We start from the raw sequence: 15,971 nt of genomic DNA on the forward strand, positions 1-15,971 counted from the left end.
TTATTTATATTATCGGTGCAATACATAAAAAATGCTACATTACTTTTGCGGTCACCTTAATGAAAATTTATATTCGCCCCCGCAATGTAACCAATAGAGATAAAGATCAGTGTCCATACCAGAGAACCGGCGCTGGCCACCAGCATATATTTTCGGACAGGCATCGCGCTAATCCCCGACAAATAGCTTGTTGCATGTCTGACTCCTGGAATAAAATAACCGAACAAAATGGTCCACAACCCAAAGCGTGCAAACCATCCTTTTACCCGTGCAAACCGCTTCGGTGTCAGTCCCACCCACTTGCCGTGCTTATCTACCAATGGCTGACCCAGCTTTTTGCCTAACGTGTAACTGATCATCATCCCTGTCATCGCCCCAATGAAACTGACTAATATAGATAGGGAATAATTCAGTACCATGATAGAAGATAGATAGCCGACAAACACCATAATAATTTCATCAGGAACGGGTAGCCCTATAATTCCAAGGGCAAGAAGTGCAAAAATAGCGATATATCCGTATTGTGTAATCATGCTGATGGCCCATTCCATAGGGACGCCACCTCCTGACCGATTATTTTTTGAAGGACGGGAAGGGAATACGGCTAACCATTAGGAATGACAGCACTACCATGAGAGCCAGCAACAACCCCGGCTTCAAATGCTCACTCCATAAAAACATAAAGGACAAAGTCACACCTGCGGCCGTAATGGGCATGCCAACAAAGCCTTTGCTAAAAGCCATCAGGTTGAATCTTGCCAACCTCACCGCACCGCATATCACAAACAACACAGCTACAAGCGGTCCTATCCAATGAGTATCTCCCAGCTTGTATAACAAGATCAAGAAAGCAGGGGCAACCCCAAATGAGACCACATCCGCCAGCGAATCAAGCTGTTTGCCAAAATCACTGGAGCAATGCAGCAGCCTTGCCAGCAAACCGTCTAATACATCCCATAAAGCAGCCACCACCACAAGAATAAAAGCGGTCATGTATTGCTCATGAATCGTGAAATACAGGGATAAGACCCCTGCCCCCAGGTTTGCAATCGTGCATAGTGAGGGCAACCAATTCCATTTCATACTCTTAACTCCTTTGCCGTAGCTTAGCCTCCGAATATAACGACAAAACGGACGCCGTCCTTGGTATTCTCCGCCTTATAGCGGAATTCGTGTAAATCCAGAATTCGTTTAACGATCGATAGCCCGAGTCCTGTCCCACCTGTCTGACGGCTACGGGAGAGCTCGGCCCGGTAAAAACGATTCCATATCAGCTCCAACTGATCGTCTGGGATGGTCTCACCCTTATTTTCAATGGAAAACGTATTGACTTCCCCAGAGCCTTCGATACGAATCGTGATGGAGCTTCCTTCCTCGGCATGCCGTATGGCGTTGACAACAAAGTTGATAATCACCTGTTCCATCCATCCTATATCGGCATGAATCGGCAGCTCATTGGCAGGAATAATAACCACTTCCAGCTTCTTCTCCTTCAACAGATGGAATAGCTTATCCACAACCTCCTCCACCAGCTCACTCAGGATAAAGGTCGCCTTGCGAAGCTTGAGGGTTCCAGACTCCAATTTGGCAAGGTCCAGCATATCCTTGACCAATCGCTCCATTTTGTCCGCTTCCTCTACAATGACCTTCATATAATGATCCTGCTTCCCGGCGCTAACCCCATCTTGTAGTCCTTCTGCGAATCCTTTGATGATACTTAACGGGGTTTTCAGCTCATGAGAAGCATTGGCAAAAAAGTCTTGTTGCACAGCCTCCATCCTCTGCTTCTGTTCCATGTCCTCGACCAATTGCTGATTGGCCTCCTGAAGCTCGCGCAAAGCTGTGTCCAGGTTCTGGGACAGAGTATACATGCTGTAGGACAGGCTACCCAGCTCATCGTTTTGCCGGATTGGCGTATGGGCTGTAAAATCGAGCTTGGCCATCCGCTTGGCGGTATTATTCAAAGTAATGAGCGGACGGGTTACCATTCGGGAATAGAACAGGGACAAAATCAGAATGAGTGCAAAACCGCCGATCCCCAGGTACAGATAAAACCAGCGTAGAGCCTCATTCGTCTCACTGATTTCCTGCAACGATGTCACAGTGAACAAGAGATCGATCTCGCCTGTGCTCTGACGAACAGGATGGACGATAACTGCATTTCGTACCCCTGTCCAAGGTTCTGTCCAATCTTCTTCCAACACTTCAAAATTTTTAAGCCTCTCCAGATGATCCTGGGATAAAGGAAACCATTCCTCCAGCGCACTAAACAGCAGGCCTTGACGCTGGCTCCAGGTTTTCAGATCCGGCAGTACAATCTCTGTCACCGTACCGGACAGCCTTACACTGTCATTTGTGCTTGTCTCTTCCGAGTTTAAACCTATATTTTTGAAACCGAGCTTCTGTATGCCTGTTGGATAAATTAAATTGGCAGAAGAGATTCCGTCAGATCCCAACATCTCACCTTCCACAGTGACCTGATCACCAGGCTGAATCCGGGCAGCTCTCAGCTCATCTCCGTGCTCACTCATAAATAGAGACAGCGATATTTTAACGACTTTACCATCTGCTTTTCTGAGACTGATATGAAACGCATCATCCAGCTTTACTTTGCCGTCCAACGTTACAATCGCCAACTGGTTTTTATTCTGAAGCATGAAGCGGGCCGCCTCACGCGAAACCCTGCCCGATCCCCAAGCCTCCTGGACATAACTTTGACCGAAGCTTTGCAAACGGCTTTCCACACGCCCAATCTTCTGTTTCTGGTAAAAATTTTCAAAAAACAGCAACTGACTTAAAATCACCATACCGTAAAAACACAGGAAAAACACAACTGTCATAATGAACAACTTAAAGGTAACTCCCCGTTTGTTCATTCTTCCTCCTCGAACCTGTAGCCTGTGCCAAAAACCGTGCGAATATGGCGTGATTCACGGCCCAGCTTACTTCTCAGCTTTTTGATATGCGTATCGACAACTCGTGTATCCCCTTCAAAATCGATACCCCACACCCGGTTCAGTATCGCATCCCGTGAAACAACGATGCCTTTATTATGTATAAGCAGCCGCAGCAACTCATACTCCTTGGGCGTCAATTCAACTTCCGCCTGATCCACCTCAAGCCGATGAGCCATCGTGTTGAGCATAGCACTGCCAAAACGCAAAATATGCGACTCCGGCTGCACATGCCCCTCCACCCGTTTCATCAGCGCGTTCGCGCGGGCAATCAGCACCTTGGGACTGAAAGGCTTGGTCACGTAATCATCTGCCCCTAGCTCAAAGCCCAATATTTTATCATCATCACCGGATTTGGCCGTCAGCAAAATAATCGGTACCCCTGAACGGCTGCGTACCTGACGGCATACTTCCCAACCATCCAGCTCAGGCATCATAATATCGAGTATAATTAGTTCCGGTTGCACCGAATCGAACCAGAGGAGTGCATCTTTTCCATTGCCTGCTTCATAGACTTCCCAATTATTTTGTTTAAAATAATCCGCAATCACTTCACGAATACGTATTTCATCCTCCACGAGAAGAACTCTTTTATTCAAATCGACTTCCCTCTTTCGGTCATTCTAGGACAACAGCATATCAAAGAGATGTGTACTTTATGTGTTCTCACTACTTTTTATCTACAGAAACTTCCCATCCGCAAATTTCACCATGGATTAGGGCAAATTTGTCTTCGCTCAGACCATCTCTTCCCCTAAAATCCTACCCTATAATATGTAGAGATACAAAAAGCCTGAACAGGAGGGTAACATATGAGCAATCAAACCATTCAGTGGTTTTCCACTTCCAAAGCTAATGCTTGGCAATCCCAAGCTCATCATTTGACCGAAACCCAAGAGAGTGCCAACCTAACCCTTACGGGAGAAGCATATCAGCTCGTCGAGGGCTTTGGCGGCTGTTTTAATGAATTGAGTTATGTAGCTCTGAATCATTTGGACAGCGAAGAACGAGAGCAGGTGCTTCATGCTCTCTTTCACCCGGAGGGCGAGCACAAATTCACAATCTGCCGACTTCCTATTGGAGCGAGTGATTACGCGCTGGAATGGTACAGCCACAATGAAACGGACGGCGACATGGAGATGAAGCACTTTTCCATTGAGCGCGATCAGCAATATCTCATACCTTTTATTCGGGAAGCGTTACAACTCAATCCAGACTTGAAGCTGTTCGCCTCACCCTGGAGTCCGCCGACATGGATGAAATCACCCAAAGCTTACAATTACGGCACACTGCGCTGGGAAAAGGATATTTTGAAAGCGTATGCATTGTACTTTGTCAAATTTGTTCAGGCATACCGCAAGGCAGGCATTACGATTCACCAGGTTCATGTTCAAAATGAAGTCATTGCCGATCAGAAGTTCCCTTCCTGTGTATGGACCGGAGAACAGCTGCGTGAATTTATCCGCGACTATTTGGGTCCCGCTTTTGAAGAACATGAACTGGATACAGAGATTTGGCTGGGTACCATTAACGCCCCTGATCCGTGGGAGGAATTAATGAAAAAGACGTCGACCGGATTTGATGAGTATGCCCACACCGTGTTGAGTGACCCCGAGGCCTATAAATATATTAAAGGTGTAGGCTATCAGTGGGCAGGCAAAAATGCCATTCAGCGCACCGTAGCCAGCTATCCTGAGCTTCGTTACATGCAAACCGAAAATGAATGCGGAAACGGAGAAAACTCATGGGACTACGCCAAATATGTATATAACCTGTATCAGCACTATTTCACCAATGGTGTGAATGCTTATATTTACTGGAATATGGTTTTGGAACCGAAAGGCAAGAGCACATGGGGCTGGGAGCAAAATTCGATGATCACCGTGGATCCAGTGGATCGAAAACCTATTCTGAACCCAGAATATTACGTTATGAAGCACTTTTCTCATTTTGTTTTACCAGGGGCCAGACGCATTGGAATTCGGGGTTCATGGGCTGGAAATGCAGTTGCTTTTCAAAATACAAACGGACAAAAGGTTCTGGTCATCGCCAACCCGTTTAAGGAATCTCGCGTGCTGGATCTGTCTGTCGGAGAAACAACACACCGTTTGGAGCTGGAGCCGGAGTCCTTTAACACCATCGTTATTCCTGCTTAACCGTTGTAGATTTCTGGAAGCTTCCAAGTCTGGCGCACATCATCAGATTGTGATTTCAGTCGATTCGTATCCCATCGTATGCATAGTTTCCAAAATGGATGTATCTCCTTTTGCGTACTGTAGTTATACATAGTATACTTGGAATAACTACGGACAGGAGGTCGATGAACATCACAACTGTAAAAGACCGGATTGATTTGAAACTGATTAATTGTGATAAAGAATTGACTCTCGCGGTCATCGGTGGCAAATGGAAGCTGATTATTTTGTGGCATCTTGGTATGGAAGGCACCAAGCGGTTCGGTGAATTGAAGAAGCTGATCCCCCACATCACGCAAAAAATGCTGACCAATCAATTACGCGAGCTGGAAGAAGATAAACTCATTCTGCGTACAGTCTATCCTGTCGTCCCTCCACATGTGGAATATTCACTGACCGAGCATGGTGAAAGCCTGATTCCGGTACTTCGAGCGATGTACGATTGGGGATCTAACTATCGCGAGAACGTGATCTGGAAAGAAGAAAAAGAAGAAGTGATTCAGGATGTAACACCCGTGTGATTCAGCTAAACAAGCATTTTGCAAAATACAGATATATATTTCTCGTAAAGACGACCCTGGGGTGACCTGGGGTTGTTTTTTGTAATATAAAGACCATCGTCAATTTCCTGATCCAGAACAGTATCAACATCATTGCTGCGGCTTGCTTACTATGTCGTGTAACGGCGCTCAGGGCCTGGCGGAATATAAGCTGTGACCATCCTCCACCACTGCATAAGCAATCCACTCTCCAGTTTACGTAAAAAAGCCTGAGACTGCTTACCACAGGCTCAGGCTGTACAACTTCCATTAACCATGTTCGATTATGCTTGCAGCTTCCCTGCGCGAATGTCGTCTGTCATTCCAGCGTAAGGCGCTTGGGAGATTAATTTTTCGTTATTTACACCTGCATTTTCGATGAACGTAATATCCGCAAATTCAGGAACCACATACTTCGGATAGGTTTCATACTTTTCACGCGATTCTTCCATCAGCGGAATAAAATCGTTTTGGTAGCGCACCGTGATTTCCGGATGCTCATGAACCCATTTTGGGAAGAAAATAATGCCATGCATCCGTTTTTCCTCAGGCATAAAGTTCAGGGAAACGTCTGTGCCTGTCGGTTCGGTCCACGATACTTTATACACATTCTCTACCAGCTTCACCAGATTGACCTTCTGATCACGTACCCAGCGTCCGCCTACCATCCCACTATGAATGCGATAATCAATCGTATCTTCATTTTTAATATATATTTCGTACTCCCAGCCATTCTCATAGGTGTAAATCATGTGACTGCCGATAAACTTGTCCATCTTGCATCCTTCTTTCCTTATTATGAGTTTATGAATTAAACAAGACACCAAAATAATAAACAATCATTAAAACATGTAAATATAAACATGTTTTATGATACATATAAATTGTAGCGCTGTGATATACTATTGTCAAATACCCATTGCGAGGAGAACAACGTTGAAACGCACATTAAAATATGCCATTTTGGGTCTGGTTCACAAAGAGGAAATGAGCGGCTATGATATTACGAGCCAATTCAAGCAGGAAATCGGACAATTTTGGAGCGCCAAGCACAGTCAGATTTACCCCGAGCTTAAAAGGCTGACCGAAGAGGGACTCATTGAATATCGCACGTCCATTACAGGAGCCAAGCTGGAAAAGAAGCTGTACTGTATAACCCCCAAAGGGACCCAGGAGCTAACTGAATGGCTGCTAAGCCCCAAAGAGTTACCGGAAACAGAAAAGGATGAGTTTATGCTTATGCTGTATTTCTCAGCAGCCATCCCCAAGGAAGAAAGCAAGCGCTTGTTCGAGGACCAGATTGCCAAACGTGAAGAAAAGCTGGAATATCTGTACGAAAGTAAAAAGTCTCTTCAACGGCTGGACGAGAACCTTCAAGTGCCCGGATCTAGTCAATTCGGCCATTATTTAGTGCTGAGCCGTGCCATTAATCGGGAAGAAAGCTATATTACATGGCTGAAAGAAACACTATCCCTATTTAAATAGACTTAAAAAACCTTCAATGCCACCTAGATTCGTGGTATTGAAGGTTTGTCCATAACAGGTGCAAACGAAATTCCTCAGTCTGCCGTCGTAATCGAAGAGCCATAATCTTCAATATGAATATCTGTGCTAAACCTTACGGGAATGGTGCTAAAGGTGGTATCCCAATCCTTTTTGACCTTACGCCAAACTTTAGGATGTTGAATCCTCAAGGCTTCTCCGAAACCTCCAACATCCACCTTCAACTTTTGCATTTTAGCTACCGTTTGTTCAGCCAATGAATTCACTTTCTCCTGAAAAAGACTCTCTTCTTGTCCAAGCACATTGTTGTTGCGCAAATTTTCATTCTTTTTATGCACCTCTGAAACACGTCCTTCGGAGGTCATTTTGACCTGAAAGAAAATGTCATCCCCCTGAACGATGGCCTTGATCTTGCTTTTCACCGCTTTGATCTCATATGCTATGTTTTTACCGGTCTTCGGATCGCTGCTTTTCAGCACGCCTCCCTTCAGATCGCCTTTGATCCACATAAGACCCTCAACCTCTGACTCATTCAGATAACCACCGTATGTTTGCGTCTTTCCCTTAATGATTCCCGCGCCTGCGAGCTTGATTTCATTCTCCGCCGTAATGACATTAGGTAATATAAAGCTTCTTTCGCCCTTCATGGGGCCAATCACTTTAACCAAAGCCATGGGTTTTATCAACCGTGCGTTCCGTTTCCGGTTTTGGAAAATATCCTTTAAAATATAGGCAGGAATCTGACCAGGAATTTTCTCTTGAAGCGCATGACCCGCCTTTTCTGTACTAATCAGTAGCTGTACGCTGGGCCGAATGTCATTATCCCCCAAGAAAAAGTCCAGCAGCTCATACAACGGAATCTTGCGAAGCAGACTGGAGCTGATAATAACGGTTTTCAAATGTTGCCCAATGGGAGGACGATTGGTCCGCAAAGAAATTTCTCTTATCATTTCAAAAACAGAATCTCCTGTTTCCGTAATATTAAAAAATTTTTTGGCTTGTGGAGAGGAGCTGTTGGAGCCGCCGCTTTCCTCTGGAATGACAAATTGAAAGGTTCCTGTAATTAACTCCTTTTTTGGATAATTTCCCCCTTCCTGATTAATTTGTTTTTCTTGCGAGGATTCTTCCGCTATATCCAAAGCAATACCTGTCTCCAGATTTAGATCCTCCACTGGTGAACTGCTCCAGCAACCTGAAAGTGTACAGCACATCAGAAGAGCCATCAATCCGAGTAATCCTGACTGGACACGAACACGATTCATGAGCGTGCCCCCCTCCAGTACGAAATAAGCAACAGTGGCAGTGGAAGTAGCGCGAATAAAGCGAACGCTACATTTCCGATAACCGTTCCAAAAGAAAATAGCTCATTCAAGTTTTTCGGAATTTGGGATAAGAAGTAGATAAACGGAAGCAAAATGAACAACATCTTGGAATAAGAGCTATTCAAAATTTGAGATACTCCGAGCGAAGCACAATAAAAAGCAATACTGAATGTGGCAAAAATCTGCATGATCCAAATGGTCAACAATAAGGATTCGAATCGTTCCAATAACAGATACTCCACCTCAAAGCTGCGGGCCAAATCTAGAAATGGCCAGGTTCTGCTCAAGACTCCTTCCAACGAAAAAGCGCCAATGCACAGGATCAACGTAGCTGTATAAAAAACGACCGCGATCCCAATCGCCAGTCCGATTGCCTTCGTTGCTTTCTCAGGTTTTTCCATCCGACAAAGAATAATCAGTAAGGACTCTGTCCCCGTTAATGTCAGGATTGTAGTCTTGAGCGTTCTAAGCACTGGCATTACCCCCTCCGACAAGACAGGACGCAAGTTATTCAATTCAAAAATATTTAAACTCAGCAAGCAGATCAGCAAAAAGATAGCCGCCGAAACCGGAAATATCAGTTGACATATCTTTCCTAATGAACCCACTCCCCCCATGCATAGGTACAGAGAGAGCCACATAAAAGGTGCTGAAATCGCCCACGCCGGAGTGCCTTCAAGCAGAAAGAACGACGTTACTTCCTCCACAGATCGGATTTCAAATGCGGCTATACAAACAAAATAAATAACAATCAGCATGCCAATCCCTTTGCCAATGAATTTGCCTGTTATTTGCTGAACATACTGGTAAAAGGTGCTTTCTGGAAACCGCGAGCTTAGTTTGACTATAACCCATCCGAAGAGAAAAGAGGCCACCCCTGCTAAAATGACAGATATCCACGCATCCGGTGTTTTTGCAGCTTCAGTTGCTACTCTTGGAAGGGTAAGCAACCCGGCAGCCAGCATAAAGCAAACCACAATTGCCGTTGTCTGTAACGTTGTAATCTTATCCGCTTTTTTCCCACGGGCCATCTTGCTCCCTCCTGTGTTGAGCTCATCCTTGTCGCTTAGGGTCTTTATGCTTCAAAATAATGGGTCTGTTTTTCATAAATTGCAACGGTGCTCGTATGAAGTAATCTTTCCAGTCTTTGAACGAACGGGGGGTCGTTAGACTAAGAAACGGAACTCCAAAGCTGTGTAATTTAACCATATGAATACTCAGCATCAGAAAAAACATGATCACGCCATACAAGCCAAAGATAGACGCCGTGAACATGGCTCCAAAGCGCAGAACACGCATGGAAATGCCAGCGCTGTATACAGGGGCGGAAAAGGAAGAAATCGCCGTGACTGCCACCACAATAACGAGGATCGGGCTTACAATCCCGGCGTCAACAGCGGCTTGTCCAATAATCAAACCTCCGACGATGCCCATCGCTGGTCCAATGGGTTTGGGGAGCCGAAGTCCTGCCTCGCGTAAAATCTCAATCGAGGTTTCCATAATCAGGGCCTCAATCAGCGTCGAAAATGGAACTCCCTGTCTCGCACTGATAATGGAAATGACCAGCTTGGTTGGAATCAATCCGGGATGAAACGAGATGAAGGAGATATAGAGCGCCGGGGCGAATAGTGATATGAAAGTTGCCATAAACCGAAGAAATCGAATCAGCGACCCCGGTAGCCATCGTTCATAGTAATCTTCAGGAGACTGGAGCATCATCCCGTATGTTACGGGCATAAGAAGAGCAAAAGGTGTACCGTCCAGCAGAATCGCGACACGTCCTTCCAGCAATGCAGACATGACCCGATCTGGTCTCTCTGTATTTTGAATTTGCAGAAATGGGCTGAGGAAATTATCCTCAATCAGCTGCTCTACATAGCCCGACTCCAGTACCTCATCCATATCTATTGTTTTGACCCGCCGCTTCACCTCATCTACAAGCTCCGGATCGGCAATGTCTCTGAAATACACTACCATCAGCTGTTTTTCCACTCTTTTGCCGACTTTGAAGGACGACATGGCCAGTTCTGTACTTTCTCCATGCCTGCGCAGCATCGCTGTATTGTCGCTGAGTATTTCCGTAAAACCAACTCTCGGTCCACGCAGCACCGATTCCGATATGGGGTCCTCCACCCCTCGTGTATTTCCTTTGGGTGTCCCCAGTACAAAAGCACCGGGTATGCCCTGAATCATGAGTATGACTGAACCGAACAGCACCTTTTGCAAGGAAAACTGTACCTCTAACGTATACTCTGTCTCCGATACCAGCATGACCTGGTGAACAATCATATCCCGAAGCTCTTTTCCTCGCGGAAGCTCTTCCCTTTCTTGCCCGGAGCTGCCCCAATCCATTAGCGGCTTTAAAATGTTCTGATCCATGCCAACCTTGTCCGTTAATCCATCTACAAAAAAAAGTGTGCCTTCAGCGTTCAGATTCTCCAGAAAAATCGATCGTTCGTTTACGTCTGCCATATCCGTGACTGCTTGTCTGATTTTGGCTACATTGGCTTCATAATCTTCGGTAAAGGTTCCCTTTGCCTTCTCTGCCTCACTGACAGACGGATTATGATCAGCCTGCTCCGAACGATCTTCCTCTTCTAGCAGCTTCAATCGCTCCTTGCGTCTGCTTTCCCGGCCATCCAGCGCTTTAAGTTGTCGTACTGTAAGAAAAATAATCAAAGGGATGATAAATAAAAAGAGGGCTTCCACCCACACATTCCATTTGGGCACATGAGTTCCGATGACCTTCCACACGTTCATTCCTCCTTGAATTCCACCCGATTTGTATATAGATTTACCTGGATTAGAAAAAAGATGCATGAAAGATGGACCAGATGGAATAAATTTCTTTGCTCACAAAAGGAATAAAAAGGTGAATTTGATAGATGAACTGTATTGCAAAAGTGGAAATCCATGATAATATCTATTCATTCTATGACTAATGTCACAAATTTGTTGAATTCGTGGTCCATTATTCGAATCTAAAAGGAGTTGTAGGTATGAAGAATCATTTTTTGAAAAAAACCGCTGTATTGAGTCTGCTGGCGGTCATTTTGTTAGGAGGAACGGCAATCAGTCCCAAACAGGCTCAAGCATCGCCCGAGCCTTATATTGGGGAAATTACGATGTACCCGTATACGTACGCTCCTAAGGGCTGGATAAAATGCGAGGGTCAACTCCTGGATATTTCTCAGAATTCAGTATTATTCAGCCTGCTGGGCACTAATTTTGGCGGTGATGGAGTGCGTACATTTGCATTGCCTGACTTGCGCGGAGCTTCCCCGTTGCCGAATGTAAACTACTACATCGCTACCGAGGGGCCATACCCTTCCCGCCCATAATATGAATACATCAATAAGTGTGCTATTTAATAAAGAAGAGGTGATAGCGTGCTCGAAGGCAATAGCTTCACACGCAATAAGTTAAAACCCTACCGTGTGCTGGTTCCACTCATGCCATTGATCGGTGGTGCGTTCCTGCTCATAGGGACGAATGAAGCCCATGCTGCCGGTTGGGAAAATGTAGTGTTTAACAAACCAACTACATCCAGCGGTTACACCCAGCCCTATGATCCCTCCAGGGCTGTGGATGGGTCAGTCGACCCGACAAGCCGCTGGTATCAGGCGGGTAATGGTGAAAAATGGATCCAGGTAGATCTGAGAGACTGGTATATCGTAGATCGATATGTTGTTACAGGTATGGGTGTCCATTATGGATGGAACGATCAACGTGATCCCTACAGTTTCCGATTGCAGACGAGCAGCAACGGATTTAATTGGGCGACTGTGGATGGCGTGCAAAATAATGTGAGTTCTAATTTTCAAAAGAGCATTACTCCTGTAACAGCCCGATATCTGCGATTATATATTGATCAAGGAAATGCAAGAAACAATCAATGGGCTTCGATCATGGAATTCGCGGCTTATGGGGAACGATTACCCGTACCGCAGGCTCCGGGTCATTTTACAGGTACTAAAAATGGAAATACGGTGGAGTTAAGCTGGGATGCTGTTCCTTATGCAACTTCCTACAAAGTTGTGCGTGATGGTATAACGCTCTATACAGGCAGCCTAACCCAATTCATAGACACTTCAGCATTACCGCCAGGTGAAGCAGTTTACACGGTTCAGGCCGTGAATGCTAAGGGGGAGAGCACCCCCGCAGAGGCCAAAGTGACCATACTTACCGATGCCGAGAAAGTCGCACAAGCCAAAGCCGCCCTTGCTTTAGGCTTCTCTCCTGAAGACACAGTGGATTCAGTATCCCAAAAGCTGACCCTGCCACTCACTGGGTTGAATGATACGACGGTGAGCTGGAGTTCGGATACTCCTGACATTATTACGAACGAAGGAGCTGTAATACGCCCGCGGTACGATCTGGGTGATCAAAAGGTAAAACTGACAGCAACGATTGTAAAAGGAACCGCCTCGGATACCCAAACTTTTGAAGTTACCGTTTCGAAGATGACTGCTCAAGATACATTGAATCAAGCAGCAGATGCCCTATCGCTGGGTGATTTGTCTGCGGTACAAGAAAATGTATCTCTCCCTTTATCCGGTTATGGTGGAGTGCAGATCGAATGGTCCTCGTCCAAACCTCTTGTCATTGCAGCAGATGGAACACTCACCAGACCTTCCTATAGTAGTGGAGATACCGATGTTACCCTAACGGCCACCCTGCAACTTGCAGGCTTAACGAAAACAAAGGATTTTACTGCACACGTACTGCGTCTGCCGATGAGCGACACTGAAGCCGTGGACGCAGCATACAGAGCACTTGAACTACCGCTAACGACAGTAACCGGAGACGTATATTTGGCAAAGGATGCTCTGAATGGTGTTCAGGTGTCATGGTCGTCGAGTCAACCCGAGTTTCTGGATCATACTGGACATGTCACCTTCCCAACCTATGTACAGGGCGATCAGACCGTCATGCTGGAAGCGGTTGTATCAAGAGGTGGGGTTGAGCTTCGAAAAACCTTCAGACTGCTCGTACCCGCATTGCCCGTAAGCGCTGATGAAGCAGTGAATTTGGCGGCAAAAACACTGAATCTGGATTACCCGCAAGGGATTAAGGATTCCATCACCCTGCCTCGTACAGGGGCATTCGCCACCCAGATCGACTGGTCTTCGGATCGACCGAATATCCTCAGTGACAGTGGTCAGGTGAATCGGCCTAAATATACAGATGGTGATATGAATGTACAGTTAATTGCCATTATTTCTAAAGGTACAGCTTCTGTCCAAAGATCATTCACGATTACCGTGCTGAAAGCATTGCCGAACACACCTTATGTACGATTGAACGGCAGTAATCCAATTGTTCTGGAAACTGGCGACAGCTTCACTGATCCGGGAGCCAGTGTACTGGACAGTGTATACGGCAATATTCTGATTCCCGATCTTTCAGGTATCGGCAATGTCGATACGAATGTACCTGGCGTATACGTATTGAACTATACTTATAGCGACAATGGAAGTTGGACCGCAGAGCCGGCAGAACGCCGTATAAACGTGCTGCCCCGTGCTGTTGCAGCCGCAGCAGGCGATGAGGACATTGCCTCTGTGATCGTCACAGGCGCTTTACCGAACGCACGGCTTGAACTGTATAATGCTCAGCAGGAGCTTATAGCGGAAGGAATCGCTTCGAGTGAGGGAAAATATACATTTACACCAGTACCCGAAGGAGCTAGCTACTATGTGCTACAAAACGCAAATGGCATGAAGAGCGCGCCCTCTGGGCTAGTGTATCCACAAGGATTAACCGCGCAGCGTGTCGCGGATTCCATCACAAGCATACCTGCCCCTACAACAAGTGATGCAATGCTTATTCTGCCTGCTGTACCCGATGGCTTCCGTGTGACCATCAGCAGCAGTAGTCAACCAGACATCGTGCGTACAGACGGTACTATTTTTAAAGCAGATACTCCTTCCGTTATAACTATCATGCTGGATGTCATGAAGGTAAGCGATGGTTCTCATGCTTTAACACAAGCCATAGAAGTCATCGTCCCCGCTAAAGTGAGTGTGGATACTGGCAAGTCTAATAGGGATAAAAATGAGAATCAGGATCTGTCTACTGCCGAACAACATTTAGAATTCTCCGAACAAGGAAAAACGGTCTCTCTCTTTGTTCCTTCGTCGGCATTTCTGGATGAACAGACCCAACAGGCACTGCGCGAAGGCAAGGCATACGCTGACATTCGTTTGGAGCAGGAAAAGCAAATGAGTCGTGTTCTCCTGACTCATTCTGTACTGAATAAATGGGAGCAGATTGGAGCTTTGGTGATCTCCCGTTATGGAACACTGATGCTATCCAGTGACACACTAACCAGCATGGCCGCCTCAGGTCAGCAGGACGTTACCATTTCATTTCAGCAGGCAGATCAGCAATTCCGAGATTGGGCTGAGCAACAATCCAACCTGAAGCTGATAGGACCGGCTGTAGAAATTAAAGCTAACGTGACAGGGACTTCGTCCATCGTTCTGCCGCTGGATAGCGAATCTTCAAGTGAATTGCAGAATGTAGAACCCCAATTCTCTATTCTTGTGATGTATGAAAATGGCGAGCGCGAGATTCTAAAGGGCACTGCTGTGATAAATTCACAAGGGATTTTGTCGGGTGTGAGTCTGAATACACCTCGGTTAGGTACCTTCGCTGTTGCCGTCTCTACGGACGCGTCTCAGGTTGATCAGACCGATGTACAACATGACCCAATCCATTCGTCAGATTCGCAAGAGCCAGCTCAAGTGTGGCCGGACCTACAAGATCACTGGGCAGCGAAGTCCCTACAATCTCTTGCAGCCAAAGGCTGGATGCAGGGCTATAAAGATGGCAACATGCGCCCTGAGCGTGCGGTAAGCCGTGCAGAATTTGTAGCCATATTGATCAGGGCTTTAGGAACTACTGGAGACGAAAGCCTGTCTACCTCATTTACAGATATGAAGGGGCACTGGGCTGGATCAGCCGTGGATGCCGCTCACCGTCAGGGATGGATTCAAGGACTAACCGCTCAGACGTTCGGACCTGATGAAAGTCTTACGCGTGAACAGGCGATGGTGATCCTGTCACACGCGATGCAGAATCAGACATCCGTTTCCAGCCCTACTGGACTGCAATCTTACAAAGATGATCAGCAGATTGCTTCCTGGGCTTTTTCAGCATTCGAGAAAGCCATAGGCTCGGGTTGGATTAGCGGGTATCCTGATGGAACACTCAAACCAAAAGCCGCCATCAGCAGAGGCGAGATGGCTGAACTGCTGGTACGAATTTTCAAATAAATCTGTCGAAGACGTATAATCTAATAGACTACACACTAAAGCGCGGTCCCAGGCTATTTGGGGACCGCGCTTTTTGTTATCAATATTTTATTAAGCTTTGCTTGTGTATTCACCCTTTTCGCTTCAATAAATATATTATGAATATCTGTAAAACGGGGCGATTAACCATCTGTCACCT

The 15,971-nt window shown here is 46.1% G+C and carries 13 protein-coding genes; 5 read left to right on the forward strand and 8 right to left on the reverse strand.

What is annotated here, in order from left to right; all coding sequences use genetic code 11:
• Nucleotides 1-56: 56 nt before the first annotated feature.
• The 4 genes from OIU26_RS21545 to OIU26_RS21560 are packed head-to-tail and all read right to left on the reverse strand — an operon-like array spanning nt 57 to nt 3,553.
• Nucleotides 57-551: a DedA family protein gene (locus OIU26_RS21545; RefSeq protein WP_013369317.1), complete on the reverse strand. Its 495-nt coding sequence runs from the start codon at nt 549-551 to the stop codon at nt 57-59.
• 22 nt (nt 552-573) lie between these two features.
• Nucleotides 574-1,083, reverse strand: a complete 510-nt coding sequence (gene pssA, locus OIU26_RS21550; RefSeq protein ID WP_264217961.1) for a CDP-diacylglycerol--serine O-phosphatidyltransferase — start codon at nt 1,081-1,083, stop codon at nt 574-576.
• 23 nt (nt 1,084-1,106) lie between these two features.
• Nucleotides 1,107-2,876 carry a sensor histidine kinase gene (locus OIU26_RS21555; protein WP_090737000.1) on the reverse strand — a complete coding sequence of 590 codons (1,770 nt, stop codon included), beginning with the start codon at nt 2,874-2,876 and terminating at the stop codon, nt 1,107-1,109.
• On the reverse strand, nt 2,873-3,553 hold the full coding sequence (locus OIU26_RS21560) for a response regulator transcription factor (protein ID WP_040102177.1): 681 nt from the start codon (nt 3,551-3,553) through the stop codon (nt 2,873-2,875). The genes OIU26_RS21555 and OIU26_RS21560 overlap by 4 nt, the downstream gene beginning before the upstream one ends.
• A gap of 213 nt (nt 3,554-3,766) precedes the next feature.
• Between OIU26_RS21560 and OIU26_RS21565 the strand changes: the two genes are divergently transcribed.
• Nucleotides 3,767-5,110, forward strand: a complete 1,344-nt coding sequence (locus tag OIU26_RS21565) for a glycoside hydrolase family 30 protein (RefSeq protein ID WP_264217962.1) — start codon at nt 3,767-3,769, stop codon at nt 5,108-5,110.
• A 164-nt stretch (nt 5,111-5,274) separates the two neighbouring features.
• Complete coding sequence (locus OIU26_RS21570; RefSeq protein WP_013369312.1) at nt 5,275-5,670, forward strand: winged helix-turn-helix transcriptional regulator; 396 nt, start codon at nt 5,275-5,277, stop codon at nt 5,668-5,670.
• A 302-nt stretch (nt 5,671-5,972) separates the two neighbouring features.
• Here OIU26_RS21570 and OIU26_RS21575 read toward each other — a convergent pair whose 3' ends face one another.
• Nucleotides 5,973-6,464 carry a phenolic acid decarboxylase gene (locus OIU26_RS21575; protein WP_014279672.1) on the reverse strand — a complete coding sequence of 164 codons (492 nt, stop codon included), beginning with the start codon at nt 6,462-6,464 and terminating at the stop codon, nt 5,973-5,975.
• A gap of 160 nt (nt 6,465-6,624) precedes the next feature.
• On the opposite strand from OIU26_RS21575, the gene OIU26_RS21580 reads away from it, so the two are divergent.
• Nucleotides 6,625-7,173, forward strand: coding sequence for a PadR family transcriptional regulator (locus OIU26_RS21580; RefSeq protein WP_013369310.1), 549 nt, complete (start codon nt 6,625-6,627; stop codon nt 7,171-7,173).
• 74 nt (nt 7,174-7,247) lie between these two features.
• Here OIU26_RS21580 and OIU26_RS21585 read toward each other — a convergent pair whose 3' ends face one another.
• Genes OIU26_RS21585 through OIU26_RS21595 form a run of 3 tightly spaced genes read right to left on the reverse strand, consistent with a single transcriptional unit; the run spans nt 7,248 to nt 11,267 of the window.
• A complete protein-coding gene (locus OIU26_RS21585) occupies nt 7,248-8,453 on the reverse strand; it encodes a Ger(x)C family spore germination protein (protein ID WP_264217963.1) in 1,206 nt (401 codons plus the stop codon).
• Entirely contained in the window at nt 8,450-9,544 is a 1,095-nt protein-coding gene (locus tag OIU26_RS21590) for a spore germination protein (RefSeq protein WP_264217964.1), read from the reverse strand. Before OIU26_RS21590 ends, OIU26_RS21585 begins: the two co-directional genes overlap by 4 nt.
• Before the next feature lie 22 nt (nt 9,545-9,566).
• Entirely contained in the window at nt 9,567-11,267 is a 1,701-nt protein-coding gene (locus OIU26_RS21595) for a spore germination protein (RefSeq protein WP_264217965.1), read from the reverse strand.
• Between the two features lie 245 nt (nt 11,268-11,512).
• Here OIU26_RS21595 and OIU26_RS21600 point away from each other — a divergent pair, with 245 nt between their 5' ends.
• Nucleotides 11,513-11,854: a phage tail protein gene (locus tag OIU26_RS21600; RefSeq protein WP_013369306.1), complete on the forward strand. Its 342-nt coding sequence runs from the start codon at nt 11,513-11,515 to the stop codon at nt 11,852-11,854.
• Between the two features lie 48 nt (nt 11,855-11,902).
• Nucleotides 11,903-15,793 (forward strand): immunoglobulin-like domain-containing protein, encoded by a 3,891-nt coding sequence (locus OIU26_RS21605; protein WP_264217966.1) that lies wholly within the window; start codon nt 11,903-11,905, stop codon nt 15,791-15,793.
• Nucleotides 15,794-15,971: the final 178 nt, after the last annotated feature.

Origin of the sequence: Paenibacillus sp. BT-177, from assembly GCF_025846815.2 — a bacterium.
GTDB classification, from domain to species: domain Bacteria; phylum Bacillota; class Bacilli; order Paenibacillales; family Paenibacillaceae; genus Paenibacillus; species Paenibacillus polymyxa_C.